The organism is Stenotrophomonas sp. STEN008 (assembly GCF_056760435.1).
In genome coordinates, this window is the sequence record NZ_JBRRET010000022.1 from 1 (window position 1) to 21,761 (window position 21,761).

Sequence of the window (21,761 nt, forward strand, 5' to 3'; positions counted from 1 at the left end):
TCCCGCCCCGCCCGCTCCGGGGGGGGGTGTTCCCGGGGGGCGGGCTCCCCCCCCCCCCCCCCCGCCCCCCCCCGGCGCCCCGCATTTGGGGGGCGGTTTTTTTGTGCCCCGGTCCCCGCCCGCCGGGCTGGGCCCGGCGGAGACGGTACAGTGGGCCATGAACTACATCGTGACGACCACGCACCGCAGCGAATTCCCACACCCGATCACCCTGCTCCGCGGCCAGGCGCTGGTGGTAGGCGAGCGCTATGAAGGCCCGGAGGGCTGGGAGGACGGGTTCCTGTGCCAGGCCGAGGGGCAGCAGCCTGGATTCGTGCCGGCACCGGTGATCGGTCGCGATGCGCAGGGTGACGCGCTTGCCACCGCGGATTACTGCGCGCGGGAGCTGGATGTGAATCCGGGGCAGAGGCTGCGCCGGCTGCGCACACTGAATGGTTGGGCGTGGTGCATGCCCGAGGCGGGCGAAGCGGGATGGGTGCCGTTGGAGAAGGTGCGGGTTGTGGAGTGATCGCGGGGCTCATCCACGCAAGGCGTGGATGTAGCCGCATTGCAGATCCACGCCATGCGTGGATTCGGTGCCATGCAAGCATGGCACCCACCTGAGCCGGTTGTCAGGCGATGGTTTCCAGCCCACCCATGTACGGGCGCAGCGCTTCCGGCACGGTGATGCTGCCGTCGGCGTTCTGGTAGTTCTCCATCACCGCGATCATCGCGCGGCCGACCGCCACGCCCGAGCCGTTCAGGGTGTGCACCAGCTCGGGCTTGCCGGTGGCCGGGTTGCGCCAGCGCGCCTGCATGCGGCGGGCCTGGAAGTCGCCACAGTTCGAGCACGAGGAAATCTCGCGGTAGGTTTCCTGCGACGGCAGCCAGACTTCCAGGTCGTAGGTCTTCACTGCCGAGAAGCCCATGTCGCCGGTGCACAGCAGCACCTTGCGGTACGGCAGGCCCAGCTTTTCCAGCACCACTTCGGCACAACGGGTCATGCGCTGGTGCTCGGCCTCGCTGTCTTCCGGGCGGCTGATCGAGACCAGCTCGACCTTCTCGAACTGATGCTGGCGGATCATGCCGCGCACGTCGCGGCCGCCGCTGCCGGCCTCGGCACGGAAGCACATCGAATGCGCGGTCATGCGCAGCGGCAGGCGCTCGGCGTCGACGATCTCGTCGCGCACGATGTTGGTCAGCGGCACTTCCGAGGTGGGGATCAGGTAGCGCGTGGACTCGCCGACGGCCGTCTTGAACAGGTCATCCTCGAACTTCGGCAGCTGGCTGGTGCCGCGCAGCGATTCGGCGTTGACCAGCAGCGGTACGTTGGTTTCCTCGTAGCCGTGTTCGCCCGTGTGCAGATCGACCATGAACTGGGCCAGCGCACGGTGCAGGCGCGCGATCGGGCCGCGCAGCACGGTGAAGCGCGAACCGGACAGCTTGGCGGCGGTTTCGCCATCCAGCCAGCCGTTGCGGGCGCCCAGTTCGACGTGGTCCAGCACCTTGAAATCGAACTGGCGCGGGGTACCCCAGCGCGCCTGCTCGACGTTGTCGTTCTCGTCGGCACCGGCCGGTACGTCGTCGGCCGGAATGTTCGGAATACCCAGCGAGATTGCTTCGATCTTCTCGCGCAGCTCGTCCAGCGCCACTTCCGAGGCCTTCAGTTCGTCGGCGAAGGCGGCGACCTCGGCCATGATGGCCGAGACGTCCTCGCCCTTGGCCTTGGCCTGGCCGATGGCCTTGGAGCGGCTGTTGCGCAGGCTCTGCAGCTCCTGGGTCCGCACCTGGATGCGCTTGCGATCGGCCTCCAGGGACTCCAGGGCAGACACGTCGAGCTCGAAGCCGCGGCTGGTGCGCAGGCGTTCGGCGAGGTCGGCGGGCTGGTGGCGGAGCAGGGCTGGATCAAGCATGGCAGGTGTCGTGGTGGGTGTCAGGACCGGGATTATCGCCTGTTATGCGGATTTCTGCCGCCCGGTTCATTCGGGCCGTGGCAGAATCGGGCTATTCCGTACTGGTCCGGTCCATGTCTGCACCCCGCTCGTCGTCCGCCAAGTCGTTCACTGTGCATATTCCGCGCAACGCCCTGAAGATCGCCGGCATCGCTTTCGGCGTGGGGGTGCTGCTGTTCGTGGTGGTCTGGCTGACGGGCCGCGACAAGGAGTTCTTCCGTGCCGATCCTGCGGCACAGACGCCGCAGGAAACCGCCCAGGTGGAGCCTCTGCCGGAACCCCTGCCGGCGGCAGCCGGGTCCAGCGACATGCCCGACGCCAAGCCGGCGCCGGCACCGGAAGACGCGCCGAAGCTGGTGGAAACCGCTCCGCCCCCGCCGCCTGCAATGGCTGAACCGGCACCCGCTGCGCCCGGCACCGTGCCGGCCGCCGGTGGCGGCAGCCAGCCCATGCCGATCGCGGGCCAATCGCCGCCGCCGGCCTATCCAGCCGCCGCACTGCGTGCGGGCGAAACCGGCAGTGTGGTGGTGCGGGTGGAGGTGGACGCTACGGGCTATCCGAACAACGTCACCGTCATCCAACGCAGCGGCTCGCGTGACCTGGACCGCGCAGCGACCGACGCGGTGCGCCGCTGGCGCTTCACCCCGGCGCAGAGCAACGGGCAGGCGGTGCCGGGCACCATTGAAGTGCCGTTCGACTTCAAGACGCAGTAACTGAACGCATACCGGAAGGCAAACTGAACCCTCCCGGTTGCGTTGACGCAACACTGACACTTTTCTTCGTGGCCTCGGGCAACACTCGGCACGTCGTCAACCGACGTAAGGAGTTTGCGATGACTGTCACCACCCATGAAGACCTTCATTCGCCGCAGATGCAGCAGGACGGTACGCCGCGCCGGGCCACATCGCCTTGGCTGTGGGTCGCGCTGATCGTGGCGATGTTCGCGGCCGCGCTGCTCTGGCTGCGCTATTCCGGACCGGATGAGGTGGCGCCTGCACCGGTCGGCGAGCGCATGCTGCCAGCCACCGAACAGACGCCTGTTGCCGAAACGGCACCGCCTGCCGCACGACAGGCCACGCCGGCCACGAGCGAGCGCAAGGCAGTGCCGGCGGTGCGCAACCGCGAGGCGCGCCCGCTCGCCAGCAACAGCAAGCCGGACTATCCGGCAGCTGCGCTTCGTAACGGTGTGCAGGGCAGCGTGATCGCCAGCCTTGATGTGGATACCCGCGGCAACGTCACCAATGCCGCGATCGTGTCGCGCAGTGGCGAACGCAGCCGTGACCTGGATCGTGCGGTCCTGCGCACGGTGCAGAACTGGAAGTTCCAGCCGGCCATGCAGGATGGCCGTGCTGTGGCCAGTGTGGTGCGGGTCCCCGTGGATTTCCGTACCGAGCAGCGTTGATCGCGGACGAGGGGTTCGTGATGTTCGACGGAGGCTTCGGCCTCCGTCATTTTATCTGCACGTCTGATGCCTGCTCGCCGGGCATGGCCCGGCGCTACCGACGATCTGAGAGATTGAATCCGGCGCTGCGTGCCAGGCCGTCGAAGTCGGGGAACGAGGTGGCCACGTTGGCGATGTCGTTGATCCGTACTTCGCCGTCGCTGATCTGGCCGGCAATGGCAAAGGCCATGGCGATGCGATGGTCGCCGTGGCTTTCGATGGTGCCGCTGCCCAGACGCGTGCCGCCATGCAGGGTCGCGCCGTCTTCGGTTTCATCCACCTGCATGCCCAGCGCGCGCAGGCCGGTGGCCATCGCTGCCAGGCGATCCGATTCCTTCACCCGCAGCTCTGCTGCGCCGCTCACCACGGTCTGGCCTTCGGCGGCGGCGGCGGCGACGAACAGGGCCGGGAATTCATCGATCATGTCCGGCACCAGCGCTTCGGGAATGCGCGCGCCCTTCAGCGGCGCGTAGCGCACCACCAGGTCAGCGACCGGCTCGCCGCCCTGCTCGGCTGGATTTTCTTCGGTGATGTCCGCCCCCATCAGCCGCAGTGCATGCAGCAGGCCGGTGCGACGCGGGTTCAGGCCCACCTGCTTCAGGCGCAGCTCGGAGCCGGGAATGATGCTGGCGGCCACCAGGAAGAACGCTGCCGAGGAAAAATCGGCAGGCACCGCGATGTTGGTGGCACGCAGGCGCTGGCCACCGTGCAGGCGCGCCTTGCCCGGCGAGAACTCGATCTGCACGCCGAACGCGGACAGCATGCGCTCGGTGTAGTCGCGGGTGGGGTGCGGTTCGACGACGCTGGTTTCGCCCTGTGCGTACAGGCCTGCCAGCAGCACGGCCGACTTGATCTGCGCGCTGGCCACCGGCGAGGTGAACGCGATGCCGTGCAGTGCCTGGCCACCGTGCACGTGCAGCGGCGGCGTGCCATCGTCCTGGGTATCGATCTTCGCCCCCATCTGCGACAGCGGGCCGGTGACACGGCGCATCGGCCGGCCGGACAGCGATTCGTCGCCGATCAGGGTGCAGTCGAACGACTGCCCGGCCAGCAGGCCCGCCAGCAGGCGCATGCCGGTGCCGGCGTTGCCGCAGTCCAGCGCTGCGCTGGGCGCCTGCAGGCCATCGATGCCGACGCCGTGGACGATGCGCTGCGACGGGCTGGGGGTTTCGATGCGCACGCCCAGCTGGCTGAAGATGCGCGCGGTGGCGCGGGTGTCTTCGCCTTCCAGGAAACCCTCGATGTGAGAGGTGCCGTCAGCCAGCGCGGCAAACATCACCGAACGGTGCGAAACCGACTTGTCGCCGGGAATGGTGAGGCTGCCCTGCAGCGGCTGGCCCTTGCGGGCGATCCAGTGTTGCGCGTTGCTCATCGTTCGATCATTCCGTAGACGCCGGCGGGCCGGCGGTGCATCAAGGGGCGGTGGCCGCGGCCACCGCGGCAGGCATCAGGGCACGGCCACCGGATAGGAGCCGAGGACCTTGATCTGCGCCGAGTGTGCTTCCAGTTCGGCCAGCGCGGCCTGCATCGGCGCGTCGTCGATGTGGCCGGCCAGGTCGATGAAGAAGCCGTACTCCCACTTGCCGTGGTGCGAAGGCCGCGACTCGATGCGGTTCATGCTGATGCCGTGGCGTGCGAACGGACTGAGCACGTCGAACAGCGCACCCGGCTTGTCATGGATGAAGACCAGCACCGAGGTGCGGTCATGGCCGGAGGTCGGGAAGATGTTGCGGCCCACCACCAGGAAACGGGTGGTGTTGTCGGCATCGTTCTGGATCGGCTTGGTCACCACCTTCTTCAGGCCGTACACGTGGCCGGCACTTTCGCCACCGATGGCCGCCGCATCGTCGGCGTTGCGCGCGCGGCGTGCGCCTTCGGCGTTGCTGGAGACCGGAATCTTCTCGGCCTTGGGCAGGTTGGCGCGCATCCACGCCGAGGTCTGCATGAACGACTGCGGGTGGCCGTAGACGCGTTCGATGTCCTCGATGCGGCCGCTGCGCGACATCAGGTACTGCTGCACGCGCAGTTCCACTTCGCCGCAGATCTTCAGGTTGGAGGTCAGGAACATGTCCAGGGTGATCTGGATGGTGCCCTGCCCCGAGTTCTCCACCGGCACCACGCCGAAATCGGCGTTGCCCGCTTCCACTTCCTGGAAGACTTCTTCGATGCTGGCCAACGGCAGGCCCAGCGCCGAGCGACCGAAATGCTTGAGCACGGCCTGCTGGCTGAAGGTGCCTTCCGGGCCGAGGTAGCCGATCTTCAATGGCTCCTGCTGGGCCAGGCAGGCCGACATGATCTCGCGATAGACGTGCACCAGCACTTCATCGCTGAGCGGGCCTTCGTTGCGGTCCACCACCATGCGCAGCACCTGTGCTTCACGCTCGGGGCGGTAGTAATCGACGGCGGCGGCAAGCTTGCCCTTGGCCTTGCCGACCTGGTGGGCGAACTGCGCGCGCTCGGCGATCAGGCGCTGGATGTCGCGGTCGATCTGGTCGATCTTCGAACGCACGTCGGCCAGTGCCAGCGGCGCCTGGGTGGGGGCCGGCGTCGATGCAGCCCTGGCCTTGGACGTGCCCTTGGACGCAGCGCTGTCCTTGGCCGGTGCGGCCTGCTTCGGCGCCTTCTTGCTGGATTTGCTTGCCATCGGAATTCCCTGTTGCGTGGGCACGCACCCGACGGTGCGCGCCGTTCATTGCTCAGCCGTAGCGCTGCTGGAAGTCGGCCATGAAGGCGACCAGCGCCTCCGCACCCGCCAGCGGCATGGCGTTGTACAGCGAAGCACGGATGCCGCCGACCACCTTGTGACCCTTCAGCGCCAGCAGCCCGGCGGCCTTGGCCTCGGCGACGAAACGCGCATCGAGGTCGGCGTTGGGCAGGAAGAACGGGATGTTCATCCGCGAGCGCGCCGCGTGCGCGACTTCATTGCGATAGAAGCCGCCGGACGCATCGATGGCGCCGTACACCAGCGCGGCCTTGGCCGCATTGCGCCGGGCGAACTCGGCCACGCCGCCTTCGGCCAGCATCCACTTGAACACCAGCCCCGCCAGGTACCAATTCCAGGTGGGCGGGGTGTTGAGCATCGAGTCGCGCGCCACGTGCGAGCGGTAGTCGAAGATGTCCGCGCGCGGCTGGCCACTGCGCTCCAGCAGGTCGCGACGGATGATCATCACCGCGATGCCGACCGGGCCCAGGTTCTTCTGCGCGCCCGCGTAGATGACGCCGTAGCGGCGCACATCCAGCGGTTCGCTGGCGATGGACGAACTGAAATCGGCCACCAGCGGCACATCGCCGGTATCGGGCACGTCACGGAACTCGACGCCGTGGATGGTCTCGTTGGCGGTGATGTGCACATAGGCCGCATCGGGCGAAAGCTGCCAGCTGCTGCGCGCGGGCAGCTCGCGGTAGCCCCCGTCCTCGCTGCTGCCAGCGATGTTGACGTCCACATAGGGGCCGGCCTGCTTGACCGCCGTCCTGCCCCAGTGGCCGCTGACCACGTAGTCGGCACGCTGGCCGGGGCTTGCGAAGTTCAGCGGGATCAACGCCTGCTGGGTGGTGGCGCCGCCGGACAGGAACAGCACGGCGTAGTCCTCGGGAATGTCGAGCAGGCGGCGCAGGTCCGCCTCGGCCTCGGCGGCGACGGACATGAATTCCGCACCGCGATGGCTCATTTCCACGATCGAGGCGCCGGTACCGTGCCAGTCCAGCATTTCCGCCTGCGCCTGGCGCAGGACCGATTCCGGCAAGGTTGCAGGGCCGGCACTGAAGTTGAACGCGCGCGTCATGTCACACCTGTGGGGCAAGATCCCTAGTATGCCGCAGTGCACCAGCCTTGCGGCCTTGCGCGGCAAGGGAAATTTGGTTTCATCGGAATCCATCGCCCGCGGCACTGCGCCAGCAGTCGCCGACCTGGGCCGGCGCCTGCCCGAAGCACGGAGACGACAGGCTCAGCGCGCGCCGAACCAGAGCAGCAGGCTGAGCAGCGCAGCCAGCAGCAGTGCGCTGACCAGCAGCCACGGCCAGCGGCGGACCCGGCGCGGAGGAAGGGGCTCGGCAGGCGCCCGTTCGGCCTCGTGGCTGGACTCATCCTCGGCCGCCAGCGGCCGCCGGCGCGGATCACGCGGCACTTCCAGCACGAAACGGTGCTGGCCATCGAATACCACCTGGTCGCCCGGCTGCAGCCAGCAGTGGCGCACGGCCACGCCGTTGACGCAGGTGCCATCGGCGCTGCCCAGGTCACGCAGCAGGACGCGATCGCCGTGCACTTCCACGCGCGCGTGCTGTTCGGCGAACGCCGGATCGTCGATGGCGATGTCGGCCTCGGTGCCGCGGCCGATCACGCGGGCGCGCGACAAGGTGAAACTGCGGCCATGGTGCAGGCCACCGACGCCCCGCAACAGGCGCTGCTCGTCGCCGGCATCCTCGCCGTCCGGTGACGGCGCCTGCAGCAGGCTCTCGGCTTCGCCCCGCAGGACCATTTCCACGCCATCGACGTACACCGCATCGCCGGCGCGCAGCAGCGCCATGCGCCGTACCGGACGGCCGTTGACATGGATGCCGCGGATGCCGTTGCCGACCTGGAGCCAGAGGCCGCGATCATCCATGCAGAACTGCGCCAGCAGCAACGCGCCGTTGCCCGCTTCGCCCAGCCGCACGCTGCCGTTGGCATGGCGCACGATGCGTTGCACCCCGGGCCGCAGCGGCTGGTCGGGCTGTTGTTGTTGACTGAAGTGAACAAGCAGGTTCTGCACGCGGCGCAGCCTAGCAGGTTGGCCGGCATCGAAGAAGAACCCCGGATGAGCGCTTGGCGCGGACGCGATCGATGCGCACAATGCTCGCCCTCTCTGATCACCCCGCCCTGCGCCAGGAGCCTGCATGTCCACCATCGATGTCCGCCACGCCCATGCCCTGCCCGACGCACAGGCGCGCGAGGCGATCGAACAGGTTGCCGCCAAGCTGGCCGAGCGCTTTGGCCTGAAGTCCTCGTGGAGCGCCGATGTGCTGAATTTCTCCGGCAGCGGCGTGGACGGCGCGATCGAGCTGCAGCCGGGCGCCGTGCGGGTGACCGCCAAGCTCGGCTTCCTGCTGTCGGCAATGAAAGGCATGGTCGAAAGCGAAATCCAGCGCGTGCTGAAGGAAAAGCTGGGCTGAACCACGACAGCGGCCGTCACGGCCCTGCAACGGCGGCGCGCGCTACTCTCGGGGCAGGTCCAACTCCCACGGGAAGTGCGATGAACCGCTACGAAAACGACGACCGCCGCGACGACGACGCCACCTTTGGTGAACAGGCCGGACGCTTCTCACGCAAGCTGAGCGATTCGGCCCAGCAGGTCTGGCTGGCCGGACTGGGTGCGCTGGGCCGGGCACAGGCCGAAGGCAGCCGTTTCTTCGATGGGCTGGTGAAGGAAGGCGAGGCCTGGGAGGCCCGCCGCCGTGAGCGCGCCAGCGAGCAGGGCCCGGGATGGCGCGACAACGTCGAGTCCTCGCTGGATGAGGCGCGCGAGAAGGCCTCGGGCACCTGGAACAAGGTCGAAAAGGCCTTCGACGACCAGGTGCAGGGCGTGCTCAAGCGCCTGCATGTGCCCACCGCCGACGAGCTCTCCGCGCTGGAGGCACGCCTGGACGCCCTGCATGCGCGCCTGGCCAAGCTGGAGACGCGGGCGGCCTCGGGCAGCGATGCGCCGGCGCCGGGCAGCCACCAGTCGCCGGGCAGCGTGCCCTGACGATGGATTGTTGCAATGCAATAAAATTTGCCTGACAATCGCGAGCAACCCGCCAATCGCTTCGCCTGCCGTTTGTTCCCTCCCCTCACGGCTTCAGGATTGGCGGGTTTTTCGTGCCTGCGGAACGCCGATCTGAGCGTTCCATCACGCTTGCTGTGGGGAACGTCCTGACCCTGCCAGGCAGTGCGCGCTTTACACTGTCTGCTTCCGTTTTCGCCCCTTCCGCGCTCTCCCTGCATGCTTCCCTGGATTCTGGCCCTGCTGTCGGCCCTGCTTATCTGTTCCCTGGCCGTGGTTCACCTGTGGTGGATCAAGCGGCGGCAGAAGGAGATGCAACTGGGCCTGCAGGCCTTGGCCGGCATGCACTGGCGGGAGTTCTCCGCGCTGGTCAAGCGGATGCTGCGCGAGCAGCGCGGCCTGCGCGAACTGGAGGTTCCTGCCGAGGATGCCCGCGAGCCCAGCAGCGATTTCCTGCTCAGCGATGGCCCCAATACCTGGCGGGTGTCCTGCAAGCATGGCCTGGCCTATCGCATCGGTACCGCTGCGGTGAACGAACTGGGCGCGGCAGCGCGGCTGGCCGGGGCCAAGGGCGGCGTGCTGATCACCGAAGGCCGGATCCAGCGCGATGGCCGTAGTGCCGCCGAGCTGCAGGCCGTGGAGGTGCTGGACGGCCCGCGCCTGTGGCCATTGCTGCAGCCCTATCTGCCGGCCGACATCGATGCGCGCGTGCGCGCCACTGCACGCCACGAGGCCCTGCGTCGCATCGCCATTGCCGCGTTGGCCTCGGTAACCGTCGGCCTGCTGGTCGGCCTCGGCCTGCAGGGCCTGCACCTGGCGTCACCGGCGCCGCAGGCGGTGACCGCCCCTGCCTCCGCCGACATCGCCGCCGCGGCGCCTGCCGCTGTCTCCCAGGCGCCCGCACCGGCAGCGGCAGCGCCTGCTGCTGCCGTTTCCACGCCGGCAGACGATGGCCACAGCGACCCCAACCCGGATATGGCGACCCTTGACCGCTACCAGGCGGATCTGGCCCGGGCGCTGGCTGGCCAGCCCGGCATTGCCAGCGGCGTCTGGCTGACCCGGCAGACCCTGGCGATCAACCGCACCGGCGAACTTGACGATGTGTGGCCGCGCGTCTGCACACAGGTCCTGCGCTACCCCGCGCTGCGCACGGTGCGCGTGCAGCTCAATGCCCGCCCCGGCGTGGATGAGCCGGTGCGCTGGCGGCAGTGCGCGACGTATTGATCTGAACGCGCGGAAGCGTGCGCGCTAGCGCGCGCCGGGCGCGAAGCGGGCCACCAGATCCCAGGCGTCGCCGAGGAACACCTGGCGCACGCGGGTGATGGGCTGTTCGCCCCGCCAGGTCAGGCGTTCGATCACCAGGCAGGCGGTGCCCGGCTTCACGTCCAGCAGGCGGGCAGACGCCGTGTCCGCACCCCACGCGCTGATGCGGTGCTGCGCCCGGGTCCAGGACACGTTCTGCAGCAGCCAGCTGCCCGGCGCGGTGGTGCTGAAGTCCACCTCCAGCACCTCCGGTACACCCACCGGGCTGATCAACCGGTGCTCCAACGCCAGCGGGCGGCCGTCGGCCAGATGCAGACAGCGCATCGCCAGCAGCATTTCACTGCCGGCCAGCTCCACTTCACCGGCATTGCCGGCGTCGGCCAGGCGCAGCTCGCGCTGCAGCAGCCGGTACCCGTACTGGTGGCCACGCGAGCCGACCTCCATCGCGATGTCCGGAATCTCCAGCGCCACCTGTTCCAGATGCGGTGGCTGCCGGGCGACGAACGAACCGGCCCGGCGGCGACGCTCGATCATGCCGCTCTCGGCCAGCGCGGTCAGCACCTTGTTGACGGTCATCCGCGAGCAGCCGTACTGCTCCATCAGTTCGTGCTCATAGGGGATGCGGAAACCCGGCGCCCACTCTCCGCTGAGAATGCGGCTTTCCAGGTCGCTGCGGATGCGCTGGTTGAGCGTGGCGGACTTGCTGGCCTTCACGTGACAGGTCTCGATGGCGGGAAGCGATCAGCCCAGCACGCCGTGCAGGGCGGTAGCGAAGGCGGTGGTGATCGCCTCGCGCTGGAGGTGGCGGCCTTCGGCCACGCATTGGCGGCCATGGCGCCAGACCGATCGCAGCGCGCCATTACGTGCGGCGAACACCCAGCTGTCAAGCCATGCGTCATCCCGTCGCGCCTGCAGCGCGGGGTGTGCGGCGTCCAGTTCGAGCAGGTCGGCACTGGCCCCGACCTGCAGACCTGCGGCCACGCCCAACGCCTGTGCACCACCGTGCAGTGCGCCTTCGAACAGGAAGCGGCCGGTGCTGCGGGTGGCATCCGGGGCCAGTACGTTGCGACCGCGCAGGGTCAGGCGCTGGCCGTATTCGAGCAGGCGCAGTTCTTCGGCCGCATCGATCAGGACATTGGAATCGGAGCCGACACCGAAGCGCCCGCCCTCGCGCGCGAACGCCTGCATCGGGAACAGGCCGTCGCCCAGATTGGCTTCGGTGATCGGGCACAGGCCGGCCACGGCCTGGCTGGCCACGATGGCGGCGCGCTCATCGTCGGTGATGTGGGTGGCGTGCACCAGGCACCAGCGCGCATCCACCGGTGCATGGTCGTACAGCCACTGCACCGGACGCTGGCCGCTCCAGGCCAGGCAGGCCTCGACTTCACGCATCTGCTCGGCGATATGGATGTGCACCGGGCCGTCGGTCAGCGGCAGCAACGCACTCAATTCCTCGCCGGTGACTGCACGCAGGCTGTGCGGCGCGATGCCGAGCACCGCGTCCGGCAGCGCGGCCAGTGCCGGCTTGGCGGCGTCCAGCAGCTGCGCGAAACCGTCCACGTCGTGGATCAGGCGACGCTGCGCCGGATTCGGCGGCGCGCCACCGAAATCGGCATGTGCATAGAACACCGGCAGCAGGGTCAGGCCGATACCGGTCTGGTCGGCCGCCGCCGCGATCCGCGCACTCATCTCAGCGCGGTTGGCATAGGCGCGACCATCGGCGTCGTGGTGCAGGTAATGGAATTCGCCGACGCGGGTGAAGCCGCTTTCCAGCATTTCCATGTAGGCCTGGGCGGCGATGGCCTGCACTGCGTCCGGGCGCAGATGGGCCAGGAAGCGGTACATCAGCTCACGCCAGCTCCAGAAGCTGTCACCGTCACCGCCGCCGATCTCGGTCAGCCCGGCCATGCCGCGCTGGAAGGCGTGGCTGTGCAGGTTGGGCAGGCCCGGCACCAGGATGTCGACGCGGGTGTCGCCGTGCTGGGCGCCCTGCCCCATGTGGATCGCCGTGATGCGGCCGTCCTGCACCTGCAGGCGGACATCGCGGGCCCAGCCATCGGCCAGCAGGGCTTGGGCGGCATGGAAACAGGACGGGGAACGCGAATCGGACATGGCTGGACAACCCGAAATGGACACCTATATTGTATAGACATATAAGCACAGCCGCAGTGTGGATGCCATGCATGTCGATATCCTCTGGTCCAACGTCCATCTGATCACCCTCGACGGTGAGGGCCTGGGTGTCCTCCGTGACGGCGTGCTGGCCTGCGCGGGCGGCCGCATCGTCCACGTCGGCCCGGCCGGCAGCGATGCCCATCTGCAGCCGACCACCCGCATCGACGGCGAAGGCCGCTGGGTCTCGCCCGGCCTGATCGACTGCCACACCCACCTGGTCTACGCCGGCAACCGCGCCAACGAATTCGAGCAGCGCCTGCAAGGTGTGAGCTATGCCGACATCGCCCGCGCGGGCGGCGGCATTGTCTCCACCGTGCGCGCCACCCGCGCCGCAACGCCAGCCCAGCTTGCCGCCGAGAGCCGTCCTCGCCTGCTGGCGATGCGCGCCGAGGGCGTGACCACGATCGAGATCAAGTCCGGCTACGGCCTGACCCTGGACGACGAGCGCAAGCAGCTGCAGGTCGCACGCGCGCTGGGCGAGGAATGCCGGGTGAATGTGGTGCCGACCTTCCTGGGCGCCCATGCGGTTCCCCCGGGCCGCCAGGCGCAGGAGTACATCGACGAGGTCTGCGACGTGATGATTCCGGCCATCGCGGCCGAGAGCCTGGCCGAAGCCGTGGACGTGTTCTGCGAGAACATCGCATTCTCCCCTGCGCAGGCGCGGCAGGTGTTCGACGCCGCACGCGCGAACGGACTGGCGGTGAAGATCCATGCCGAGCAGTTGAGCAACCAGCACGGCGCAGAGCTTGCCGCCGGCTTCGGCGCGCTGTCGGCCGATCACATCGAACATCTGGATGACGCCGGCATCGCCGCCATGGCGGCGGCCGGCACCGTTGCCGTGCTGCTGCCGGGCGCGTTCTATTTCACCCGCGATACCACCCCGCCGCCGATTGCCGCGCTGCGTGCAGCGGGTGTGCCGCTGGCACTGGCCACCGACAGCAACCCGGGCACCTCGCCGCTGACCAGCCCGCTGCTGGCGATGAACATGGGCGCGACCCTGTTCCGCCTGACGGTGGACGAGTGCATCGCCGGCTTCACCCGCGAAGCAGCGCGTGCGCTGGGCCATGGCGACCGCATCGGGCGCCTGGTCGTGGGCATGGACTGCGACCTGGCGATCTGGGACATCGACGCGCCCGCCGACCTGGTCTACCGCATTGGATTCAACCCGCTGCACGCGCGCGTGGTGCGCGGTCAGCCCGACCTGCCTGCCTCCTGGAGCAACACATGAGCAACACCCTGGTTCTTCGCCCCGGCCATGTCACCCTCGCCCAGTGGCGACAGGTCTATCGCGGTGCGCCGCTTGCGCTGGATCCGGCGGCGCTGCCGGTGGTACGCGCCAGTGCCGCCGCCGTGGCGGCCATCGTCGCCAAGGGTGCGCCGGTGTACGGCATCAATACCGGCTTCGGCAAGCTGGCCAGCGTGCGCATCGAGCGCGAAGACCTGGCCACGCTGCAGCGGAACATCGTTCTTTCGCACGCCGCAGGCGTGGGTGAGCCGATGCCCGCCAGCGTGGTGCGGCTGATGATGGCGCTGAAGCTGGTCAGCCTGGCCCAGGGGGCTTCCGGTGTGCGCGAGGAGACGCTCCTGCTGCTGGAGGCGATGCTGGTCAAGGGCGTGTTGCCGGTGGTGCCGGCGCAGGGCTCGGTCGGCGCATCGGGTGACCTCGCACCGCTTTCGCACCTGGCCAGCGTGATGCTGGGCGTGGGCGAAGCCTTCATCGGCGATGAGCGGCTGCCAGCCCGTGACGCACTGGCGCGGGCCGGCCTGCAGCCGGTTGAACTGGGCGCAAAGGAAGGCCTGGCCCTGCTCAATGGCACCCAGTTCTCCACCGCCTATGCACTGGCCGGCCTGTTCGAGATCGAGACCGTGTTCCAGGCCGCGCTGGTCACCGGCGCACTGTCGGTGGAAGCGGCGAAGGGATCGGATACACCGTTCGATCCGCGCATCCATGCCATTCGTGGTCAGCGCGGACAGATCGCCACGGCCGCCACGCTGCGCACGCTGATGCAGGACTCGGGCATCCGTGAATCGCATCGCGACAACGACGTGCGGGTGCAGGATCCGTATTGCCTGCGCTGCCAGCCGCAGGTGATGGGTGCGGCACTGGACATCCTGCGCCAGGCCGCCACCACGCTGGAAATCGAAGCCAACGGCGTGTCCGACAATCCGCTGGTGTTCACCGACACCGGCGAGGCGCTGTCCGGCGGCAACTTCCACGCCGAGCCGGTGGCCTTCGCGGCCGACATGCTGGCGATGGCGGTGTGCGAGATCGGTTCGATCAGCGAACGCCGCCTGGCCATGCTGGTGGATCCGGCACTGTCCGGCCTGCCGGCTTTCCTGACCCCGCGCCCCGGCCTGAATTCCGGCTTCATGATTCCGCAGGTGACCGCCGCCGCGCTGGTGTCCGAGAACAAGCAGCGGGCCTATCCGGCCAGTGTGGATTCGATCCCGACCTCGGCCAACCAGGAAGACCACGTGTCCATGGCCGCACACGGTGCGCGCCGGCTGATGCAGATGGCCGAGAACGCGGCCAATGTGATCGGCATCGAGCTGCTGGCCGCCGCACAGGGCTGTGACTTCCATGCGCCGCTGCGCTCCAGCGCTGCCCTGGAGAACGTACGCGCCACCCTGCGCGCGCAGGTGCCGACCCTGCAGGAGGACCGCTACTTCCACCCGGACATGGTGGTTGCCACCTCGCTCGTGCGCAGCGGCGCGCTGGCACGGGGCCTGGAAGCTGTCCTGCCGACCGTGGAGCCGCAGGCATGAATGCCCACCCCGACTGGCTGACGGTGCACGAGGGCGATGCTCCGCTGATCGTCAGCTTCCCGCATACCGGCAGCGAACTGCCGCACGATCTGATCGGCGACTATCACTCGCCGTGGCTGGCGCGTCGCGATACCGACTGGTGGGTGCACGAACTGTACGACTTCGCACGCGGCATGGGCGCGACCACCGTGCGGTCGGCGATCTCGCGTTCGGTGATCGATCTCAACCGCGATCCCAGCGGGGTATCGCTGTACCCGGGCCAGAACACCACCGGCCTGTGCCCGCTGACCACCTTCGACAACCAGCCGCTGTACCACGCCGGGCGCGAGCCGGACGAAGCGGAGATCGCGCGCCGTCGGGACACCTATTTCGCGCCTTACCACGACGCGCTGGCCGCGCAGATCGCGCGGCTGCGCGCACGTCACGGCACGGTGGTGGTGTATGACGCGCACTCGATCCGCTCGCACATTCCACACCTGTTCGACGGTGAACTGCCGCAGTTCAATCTCGGCACCGCCGGTCCGTCCGGCGCACCGGATACCTCCTGCGACAACGCACTGAGCGACGTGGTGGAGAACCTGCTGAAGATCAGCGGCATGAGCCAGGTGCGCAACGGCCGCTTCAAGGGCGGCTGGATCACCCGACACTACAGCAACGTGGCCGGCGGCGTGCACAGCCTGCAGATGGAGCTGGCCTGTCGCGGCTACATGCACGAACCCCTGCCGGACCAGGTGGACGAGCACAGCTGGCCCACCCCGCTCGACCCCGACCACGCCGCACCGCTGCGCCACACCCTGGCGCAGGTGCTCAATGCCTGCCTTGAATTTGCTACGAACCGGAGCGCCGCATGACCCGCAACGACCCGTCCCGCACCCTTGCCGCACCGACCGGCACCACGCTCAACGCCAAGAGTTGGCTGACCGAAGCACCGCTGCGCATGCTGATGAACAACCTGCATCCGGACGTGGCCGAACGGCCGCAGGAACTGGTGGTGTACGGCGGCATCGGCCGCGCCGCGCGCGACTGGGAGAGCTTCGATGCCATCGTCGAAACGCTCAAGCTCCTGGACGATGACCAGACCCTGCTGGTGCAGTCGGGCAAGCCGGTGGGCGTGTTCCGCACGCATGCCGATGCGCCGCGCGTGCTGATCGCCAACTCCAACCTGGTGCCGCGCTGGGCCAACTGGGACCACTTCAACGAGCTGGATAAGAAGGGCCTGGCCATGTACGGCCAGATGACCGCCGGCAGCTGGATCTACATCGGCGCACAGGGCATCGTGCAGGGCACCTACGAGACGTTCGTGGAAATGGGCCGCCAGCACTTCGGCGGCGATCTCACCGGCAAGTGGTTGTTCACCGGCGGCCTGGGCGGCATGGGCGGCGCGCAGCCGCTGGCGGCAGTGATGGCGGGTGCCTCCTGCCTGGCGGTCGAGTGCCGAAGGAGCAGCATCGACATGCGCCTGCGCACCGGCTACCTGGACACCTGGACCGACAACCTGGACGAAGCACTGCGCCTGATCGATGAAGCCTGCAAGGCGGGCACGCCGAAATCGGTGGGCCTGCTCGGCAACGTTGCCGATGTGCTGGCCGAACTGCTCAAGCGCGGCGTGAAGCCGGACCTGCTGACCGACCAGACCTCCGCGCACGACCCGGTGAACGGCTACCTGCCGCAGGGCTGGACCGTCGAACAATGGGACGAGAAGCGGGTTTCCGCGCCGAAGGAAGTGGAAAAGGCCGCGCGTGCCTCGATGGCCAACCACATCCGCGCCATGCTCGGCTTCCACGCACTGGGCGTGCCGACCGTCGATTACGGCAATAACCTGCGGCAGATGGCGCTGGAAGAAGGCGTGGCCAATGCCTTCGATTTCCCCGGCTTCGTCCCGGCCTACATCCGTCCGCTGTTCTGCCGCGGCATCGGCCCGTTCCGCTGGGCCGCGCTGAGTGGCGATCCGGAAGACATCGCCAAGACCGACGCCAAGGTGAAGGAACTGATTCCGGACAACCCGCACCTGCACCGCTGGCTGGACATGGCCGCCGAGAAGATCAAGTTCCAGGGTCTGCCGGCGCGCATCTGCTGGGTGGGCCTGGGTGACCGCGATCGGCTGGGGCTGGCCTTCAACGAAATGGTCGCCAACGGTGAGCTGAAGGCGCCGGTGGTGATCGGCCGCGACCACCTGGACAGCGGCAGCGTCGCTTCGCCGAACCGCGAAACCGAAGCCATGGCCGACGGTTCCGACGCAGTCTCCGACTGGCCGCTGCTGAACGCGCTGCTCAACACCGCCAGCGGTGCGACCTGGGTATCGCTGCACCACGGCGGCGGCGTGGGCATGGGCTTCTCGCAGCACGCCGGCATGGTCATCGTCTGCGACGGCACCGAGGCGGCCGCCAAGCGCATCGGTCGTGTGCTGTGGAACGACCCGGCCACCGGCGTGATGCGCCACGCCGATGCCGGCTATGAGATTGCCCTGGAGTGCGCGAAGGAAAAGGGGCTGGACCTGCCGGGCATTCTGAGCTGATCGTGACCCGGGTGTCGCCGGGCATGGCCCGGCGCTCCCGGAGCGGTACCTGCGATGCCGGGCATGGCCCGGCGCCATGCGCTTGACCCCGCCCCCGCCGCTGACCAAGATGCGCCATCGCCACTGACGGATCATCGCGATGTACCGCGCCCTTGCCGCGCTCTTCTGTGCCTTGACCGTTGCCCTGCCTGCTCTGGCGGGGGATGTTCGCAACGATCTTCCGACCCGGATGGATGCGCAGTTGCAGGCCAACCGCGAACGCTATGGCATCGCCGGCCAGGCGGTACTGGTCGCACACAACAGCCAGGTGCTGTACCAGGGCGCCAGCGGTGAACGTGATCCCGCTACCCATTCACCGGCCACCGTCGATACCATCTTCGCCGCGCAGTCGATGGCCAAGCTGCTGACCAGCACGCTGGTGATGCAGCTGGTCGATGAGGGCAAGGTGGATCTGGATGCACCCGCCAGCCGCTACGTGCCGGACTTGCCCGCAGCATGGCAGGCGATCCGTGTGCGTGATTTCCTCAACCACAGCTCCGGTATCGGCGAGTACTACGAGCGGGTGAACAACCGCTGGGTGAGCAACGGCTACAACGGTCTCGCACCCGATCTCGCCGCCGCACTGAAGGTCGCTGGTTCGGCACCGATGCAGTTCGCCACCGGCAGCCGCGTGCAGTACACGCAGGCCAACTATCTGGTGCTGACCGCATTGCTGCAAACGCATTACGGCAGGCCCTACCCGGCGATCGCCCGCGAACGCATCCTGCAGCCGTTGAAGATGGCCAGCACCTCGTGGGGTGTCGCCAGCGTGCCAGCCCAGCGCGCGGCCGTGCCGTACATCGGCAAGGATGGGCAGCTGCAACCGGCCAACGAAGACCCGTGGCCGGACTACGGCTGGGGCCATGCCGATCTGCAGACCAGCGTGGGCGACATGAACCGTTTCCTGCAGGCGCTGGCCACCGGCAAGCTGCTGCGTACGGCAACACTGGAAAAGCTCTGGCAGCCGCAGAGGCTGACCGATGGCCGCAGCAATTTCTTCTCCACCGGCTGGGATACCACGCGCAGCGATGGCTACACCCAGGTCGGTCATGATGGTGGCACCCGCGTGCGCGCGCGGCTGGCGTACAAGGACACCCTGGCCAGCGGCTACTGGCTGTTCGTGTACCTCACCAACGGCAGCGCCCGCAACGTCTGGTCGAGCACCCTGGTGGAGAGCACGATGGCCGTCGCCGCACCCAAGGTGTTTCCGCACGCTGCGCTGTCCGAACGCCTGATTGCCTATGCGTTGGACGATGACGCAGGGGCTGCACAGGCAATGCGGGCCTGGCTGCGCGACGACCACGGCGTCACCGGCAGCGAGCTGGAACGTGCGATCAACAGCGATGGCTACGCCATCTTCGCGAACCTCGGTGCGCGCAGCGCGTTGAAGGTATTCGCCCTCAACACCGAGCTGTATCCGGATTCGGCCAATGTGTGGGACAGCCTGGCCGAGTGTCATGCGGCATTGGGTGAGAAGGATGTCGCAGAGCGGCTGTATGCGAAGTCGAAGGCGCTGGCGAAACCGTCTTTGTAGAGCCGAGCCGATGCTCGGCTCCGTAAAAAAAGCAGCCGAGCATGGGCTCGGCTCTACAGGTGCACCAGCCCCATACGCCGGTGATGGGTGACGTGGCGCCGTCGACCTGTTAACTTTCGCGCCACTTTCATGGTTTACAGCATTTCCGCATGTCGCTCGCGCCGTACTGCCCTACCCCGTCGCTGCTGTTCCTGGCCGTCTCGTTTGGCCTGGCCCCAACCGCCCAGGCCGCTCCGCAGGCCACCACCCTTGATGCCGTGCAGGTCACTGCGGCCGATGCCAGCGCACAGGCACGCGAAGCGCTGAAGCGCGTACCCGGCGCCAGCAACGTCATCGACGTGGCAAAGGCCGACAGCCGACTGGCCAGCAGTGCCGATGTACTCGCCTTCCAGCCGGGCATCAGTGCGCAGTCGCCGGGCAACGAGGGCACCAAGGTGTCGATCCGCGGCTCAGGCATCAACCGTGGGCCGGGCGCGCATGCCTCGGGCATTGCCGTGTCCCTCGACGGCCTGCCGTTGACCGGCCCCGGCGGCACGCCCTACGAACTGCTGGAACCGCTGTGGCTGTCGCGGGTGGAGGTGCTGCGCGGCGCCAACGGCTTCGAGCGCGGCGCGCTGGCGCTGGGCGGTGCCATCGACTATGTAAGCCGCAGCGGCCGTGATTCGGCCGGCGTGCAGCTGCACTACGAAGCGGGCAGCCGTGGCTACCAGAAACGCGGCATCAGCTGGGGCGGTGTCAACGGCGATCTCGATTACTTCCTGGCCTACACCGATACCGAGTTCGATGGTTATCAGCGCCATGCGCGCGGCGACGGCAAGGGCGCGATGGCCAACATCGGCTGGCAGATCACGCCCGACCTGCAGACGCGTTTCTTCGTTCGCTACCGCGAAACCAATCACGAAACGCCCGGTCGCTTGACCCGCGATCAGATCCGCAACGATCCGCATGCGGCGAACGCGGCCAACCTGGCCATCGATGCGCGCCGCCCGCAGCCGGGCAGTACCTGGGTCGGTAATGTCACCACGCTGCAGATCGACGAGGATTCTTCGCTGCAGGCCGGGCTGGTCTATCACACGTATCCGATGGACTTGAACGAGAGCCTGTACCGCCAGCAGCTGGGCTACGCCAACCTCAACGCCACGCTGGACTACCACCACCGCCACCGGCTGTTCGGCCTGGACAGCCAAACCACGATCGGTCTGCGCGTCACCCACGATCTGGATGCCGATGTGCGCGAGTCGCTGCGCTTTGCCAGCAACGGCTATGCCGCCGGTACGCGCACGCGTGACTTCCGCCACCACGGCACCGACAGCACACTGCACGTCAGCAATACCCTCGCCTTCAATGACCGCCTGCGCATACAGACCGGGCTGGCACTGATCAACACCCGCCGCGATGTGCAGGTGACCTGGCCGAGCAGCGGCGGCCGCCTGCGCGACCACGACTGGGACTACGCACCGCGACTGGGCTTCACCTGGCAGCACAGCGCGCAGACACAGTGGTTCGGCAACCTCAGCCGCTCGGTGGAAGCGCCCCACCCGTGGTCGATGATCTGGGGTTCCAACCAGTACTTCGGGCCGGGCAACGGCCCGTCCAGCGGCCGCCAGCGCGCGCCGCTACCGATGCAGAACCAGACCGCCACGACGCTGGAACTGGGTGCACGCGGCGATGCCGTGCTGGGCCGCTGGGAGCTGACCGGCTACTACGCGCACGTGAACCACGAGCTGCTGAGCGTGGAGTTGCAACCGGTGCCGAACCTGTTCATCGCAGAAAACAACGCCAGCCCCACCGTGCACCGCGGCATCGAAGCCGGTTTGGACAGCACGCTGTGGCAGGCCGCGCCGGGGCGCCTGTCGTTGCGCCAAGCGTACACCTTCAGTGATTTCCGTTACCGCCACGACGCGCGCTTCGGCAGCAACCGCCTGCCGGGCCTGCCGCGCCACAGCTACCAGGCCGAGCTGCGCTTCGATCATGACTCCGGGCTGTACGCCGCGCTGAACACCGAATACGCCTCGCGCATCGCGGTGGACTACGCCAACAGCTACTGGGCCGACAGCCACGTGATCTTCGGCAGCCGCATCGGCTACGACGCACCCGGTGGCCGCTGGCAGGCGTGGGCGGAGATGCGCAACCTCGGCAACCGCCACTACGCGGCCACGGTCACGCCGGGCTACGACGACGCCGGCAAGGATGTCGCCCGCTCCACGCCTGGCGAAGGCCGGGGCATCTATGCAGGCGTGCGCTGGCGTTTCGATTGATCGCCCCGGGCGGCGCCGGGTGTGATCCGGCGTCGTCGTTTCAGCCACTTCGACGACGTACCCGGCAGCGTCCCACCGCGCGAACCATCGCTGGCGTGAGC

At 68.0% G+C, this 21,761-nt stretch carries 19 protein-coding genes; 12 read left to right on the forward strand and 7 right to left on the reverse strand.

Annotation, left to right across the window (positions count from 1 at the left end):
* The first annotated feature begins 157 nt into the window (after nucleotides 1–157).
* On the forward strand, nucleotides 158–508 hold the full coding sequence (locus ACVOME_RS11830) for a ligand-binding protein SH3 (protein ID WP_283219159.1): 351 nt from the start codon (nucleotides 158–160) through the stop codon (nucleotides 506–508).
* Between the two features lie 103 nt (nucleotides 509–611).
* Here ACVOME_RS11830 and serS read toward each other — a convergent pair whose 3' ends face one another.
* A complete protein-coding gene (gene serS / locus ACVOME_RS11835) occupies nucleotides 612–1,892 on the reverse strand; it encodes a serine--tRNA ligase (RefSeq protein ID WP_481505114.1) in 1,281 nt (426 codons plus the stop codon).
* A 113-nt stretch (nucleotides 1,893–2,005) separates the two neighbouring features.
* Between serS and ACVOME_RS11840 the strand changes: the two genes are divergently transcribed.
* Nucleotides 2,006–2,644 carry an energy transducer TonB gene (locus ACVOME_RS11840; protein ID WP_180876858.1) on the forward strand — a complete coding sequence of 213 codons (639 nt, stop codon included), beginning with the start codon at nucleotides 2,006–2,008 and terminating at the stop codon, nucleotides 2,642–2,644.
* A gap of 119 nt (nucleotides 2,645–2,763) precedes the next feature.
* Entirely contained in the window at nucleotides 2,764–3,333 is a 570-nt protein-coding gene (locus ACVOME_RS11845) for an energy transducer TonB (RefSeq protein ID WP_053515518.1), read from the forward strand.
* 94 nt (nucleotides 3,334–3,427) lie between these two features.
* On the opposite strand, the gene aroA is transcribed toward ACVOME_RS11845, so the two are convergent.
* The 4 genes from aroA to ACVOME_RS11865 all read right to left on the reverse strand — a co-directional run bounded on the left by aroA (nucleotide 3,428) and on the right by ACVOME_RS11865 (nucleotide 8,120).
* On the reverse strand, nucleotides 3,428–4,744 hold the full coding sequence (gene aroA, locus ACVOME_RS11850; protein ID WP_481505115.1) for a 3-phosphoshikimate 1-carboxyvinyltransferase: 1,317 nt from the start codon (nucleotides 4,742–4,744) through the stop codon (nucleotides 3,428–3,430).
* Between the two features lie 75 nt (nucleotides 4,745–4,819).
* A complete protein-coding gene (gene pheA, locus ACVOME_RS11855; RefSeq protein WP_053515513.1) occupies nucleotides 4,820–6,016 on the reverse strand; it encodes a prephenate dehydratase in 1,197 nt (398 codons plus the stop codon).
* A 52-nt stretch (nucleotides 6,017–6,068) separates the two neighbouring features.
* Nucleotides 6,069–7,154 carry a 3-phosphoserine/phosphohydroxythreonine transaminase gene (gene serC, locus ACVOME_RS11860; RefSeq protein ID WP_053515512.1) on the reverse strand — a complete coding sequence of 362 codons (1,086 nt, stop codon included), beginning with the start codon at nucleotides 7,152–7,154 and terminating at the stop codon, nucleotides 6,069–6,071.
* Nucleotides 7,155–7,316: 162 nt separating this feature from the next.
* The gene (locus ACVOME_RS11865; protein ID WP_065176024.1) at nucleotides 7,317–8,120 is read right to left on the reverse strand and encodes an FHA domain-containing protein; all 804 of its coding nucleotides are present in this window, start codon (nucleotides 8,118–8,120) and stop codon (nucleotides 7,317–7,319) included.
* 124 nt (nucleotides 8,121–8,244) lie between these two features.
* Here ACVOME_RS11865 and ACVOME_RS11870 point away from each other — a divergent pair, with 124 nt between their 5' ends.
* The 3 genes from ACVOME_RS11870 (at nucleotide 8,245) to ACVOME_RS11880 (ending at nucleotide 10,334) form a co-directional block, all read left to right on the forward strand.
* Nucleotides 8,245–8,520, forward strand: a complete 276-nt coding sequence (locus tag ACVOME_RS11870) for a polyhydroxyalkanoic acid system family protein (protein WP_053515509.1) — start codon at nucleotides 8,245–8,247, stop codon at nucleotides 8,518–8,520.
* 80 nt (nucleotides 8,521–8,600) lie between these two features.
* On the forward strand, nucleotides 8,601–9,092 hold the full coding sequence (locus ACVOME_RS11875) for a phasin family protein (protein ID WP_481505116.1): 492 nt from the start codon (nucleotides 8,601–8,603) through the stop codon (nucleotides 9,090–9,092).
* 237 nt (nucleotides 9,093–9,329) lie between these two features.
* Nucleotides 9,330–10,334, forward strand: a complete 1,005-nt coding sequence (locus tag ACVOME_RS11880) for a restriction endonuclease (RefSeq protein ID WP_053515506.1) — start codon at nucleotides 9,330–9,332, stop codon at nucleotides 10,332–10,334.
* A 24-nt stretch (nucleotides 10,335–10,358) separates the two neighbouring features.
* On the opposite strand, the gene hutC is transcribed toward ACVOME_RS11880, so the two are convergent.
* Both hutC and ACVOME_RS11890 read right to left on the reverse strand, forming a co-directional pair.
* Nucleotides 10,359–11,087, reverse strand: a complete 729-nt coding sequence (gene hutC, locus ACVOME_RS11885; protein ID WP_053515504.1) for a histidine utilization repressor — start codon at nucleotides 11,085–11,087, stop codon at nucleotides 10,359–10,361.
* Between the two features lie 27 nt (nucleotides 11,088–11,114).
* Nucleotides 11,115–12,485 (reverse strand): formimidoylglutamate deiminase, encoded by a 1,371-nt coding sequence (locus ACVOME_RS11890; RefSeq protein ID WP_481505117.1) that lies wholly within the window; start codon nucleotides 12,483–12,485, stop codon nucleotides 11,115–11,117.
* A gap of 67 nt (nucleotides 12,486–12,552) precedes the next feature.
* Here ACVOME_RS11890 and hutI point away from each other — a divergent pair, with 67 nt between their 5' ends.
* The 6 genes from hutI to ACVOME_RS11920 all read left to right on the forward strand — a co-directional run bounded on the left by hutI (nucleotide 12,553) and on the right by ACVOME_RS11920 (nucleotide 21,660).
* Complete coding sequence (gene hutI / locus ACVOME_RS11895) at nucleotides 12,553–13,776, forward strand: imidazolonepropionase (protein WP_481505118.1); 1,224 nt, start codon at nucleotides 12,553–12,555, stop codon at nucleotides 13,774–13,776.
* Complete coding sequence (hutH, locus tag ACVOME_RS11900; RefSeq protein WP_481505119.1) at nucleotides 13,773–15,314, forward strand: histidine ammonia-lyase; 1,542 nt, start codon at nucleotides 13,773–13,775, stop codon at nucleotides 15,312–15,314. Before hutI ends, hutH begins: the two co-directional genes overlap by 4 nt.
* Complete coding sequence (gene hutG / locus ACVOME_RS11905) at nucleotides 15,311–16,165, forward strand: N-formylglutamate deformylase (RefSeq protein WP_197571568.1); 855 nt, start codon at nucleotides 15,311–15,313, stop codon at nucleotides 16,163–16,165. The genes hutH and hutG overlap by 4 nt, the downstream gene beginning before the upstream one ends.
* Entirely contained in the window at nucleotides 16,162–17,829 is a 1,668-nt protein-coding gene (gene hutU, locus ACVOME_RS11910; protein ID WP_481505120.1) for a urocanate hydratase, read from the forward strand. Before hutG ends, hutU begins: the two co-directional genes overlap by 4 nt.
* A gap of 139 nt (nucleotides 17,830–17,968) precedes the next feature.
* A complete protein-coding gene (locus ACVOME_RS11915) occupies nucleotides 17,969–19,402 on the forward strand; it encodes a serine hydrolase domain-containing protein (protein ID WP_481505121.1) in 1,434 nt (477 codons plus the stop codon).
* 149 nt (nucleotides 19,403–19,551) lie between these two features.
* Nucleotides 19,552–21,660: a TonB-dependent receptor family protein gene (locus tag ACVOME_RS11920; protein ID WP_481505122.1), complete on the forward strand. Its 2,109-nt coding sequence runs from the start codon at nucleotides 19,552–19,554 to the stop codon at nucleotides 21,658–21,660.
* The last annotated feature ends 101 nt before the right edge of the window (nucleotides 21,661–21,761 follow it).

Excerpts from the sequence above, each read along its gene's own strand:
- ACVOME_RS11830 (WP_283219159.1), top strand. The coding sequence starts at position 158 with ATGAACTACATCGTGACGACCACGCACCGCAGCGAATTCCCACACCCG.
- serS (WP_481505114.1), bottom strand. The coding sequence starts at position 1,892 with ATGCTTGATCCAGCCCTGCTCCGCCACCAGCCCGCCGACCTCGCCGAA.
- ACVOME_RS11840 (WP_180876858.1), top strand. The coding sequence starts at position 2,006 with ATGTCTGCACCCCGCTCGTCGTCCGCCAAGTCGTTCACTGTGCATATT.
- ACVOME_RS11845 (WP_053515518.1), top strand. The coding sequence starts at position 2,764 with ATGACTGTCACCACCCATGAAGACCTTCATTCGCCGCAGATGCAGCAG.
- aroA (WP_481505115.1), bottom strand. The coding sequence starts at position 4,744 with ATGAGCAACGCGCAACACTGGATCGCCCGCAAGGGCCAGCCGCTGCAG.
- pheA (WP_053515513.1), bottom strand. The coding sequence starts at position 6,016 with ATGGCAAGCAAATCCAGCAAGAAGGCGCCGAAGCAGGCCGCACCGGCC.
- serC (WP_053515512.1), bottom strand. The coding sequence starts at position 7,154 with ATGACGCGCGCGTTCAACTTCAGTGCCGGCCCTGCAACCTTGCCGGAA.
- ACVOME_RS11870 (WP_053515509.1), top strand. The coding sequence starts at position 8,245 with ATGTCCACCATCGATGTCCGCCACGCCCATGCCCTGCCCGACGCACAG.
- ACVOME_RS11875 (WP_481505116.1), top strand. The coding sequence starts at position 8,601 with ATGAACCGCTACGAAAACGACGACCGCCGCGACGACGACGCCACCTTT.
- ACVOME_RS11880 (WP_053515506.1), top strand. The coding sequence starts at position 9,330 with ATGCTTCCCTGGATTCTGGCCCTGCTGTCGGCCCTGCTTATCTGTTCC.
- ACVOME_RS11890 (WP_481505117.1), bottom strand. The coding sequence starts at position 12,485 with ATGTCCGATTCGCGTTCCCCGTCCTGTTTCCATGCCGCCCAAGCCCTG.
- hutI (WP_481505118.1), top strand. The coding sequence starts at position 12,553 with ATGCATGTCGATATCCTCTGGTCCAACGTCCATCTGATCACCCTCGAC.
- hutH (WP_481505119.1), top strand. The coding sequence starts at position 13,773 with ATGAGCAACACCCTGGTTCTTCGCCCCGGCCATGTCACCCTCGCCCAG.
- hutG (WP_197571568.1), top strand. The coding sequence starts at position 15,311 with ATGAATGCCCACCCCGACTGGCTGACGGTGCACGAGGGCGATGCTCCG.
- hutU (WP_481505120.1), top strand. The coding sequence starts at position 16,162 with ATGACCCGCAACGACCCGTCCCGCACCCTTGCCGCACCGACCGGCACC.
- ACVOME_RS11915 (WP_481505121.1), top strand. The coding sequence starts at position 17,969 with ATGTACCGCGCCCTTGCCGCGCTCTTCTGTGCCTTGACCGTTGCCCTG.
- ACVOME_RS11920 (WP_481505122.1), top strand. The coding sequence starts at position 19,552 with ATGTCGCTCGCGCCGTACTGCCCTACCCCGTCGCTGCTGTTCCTGGCC.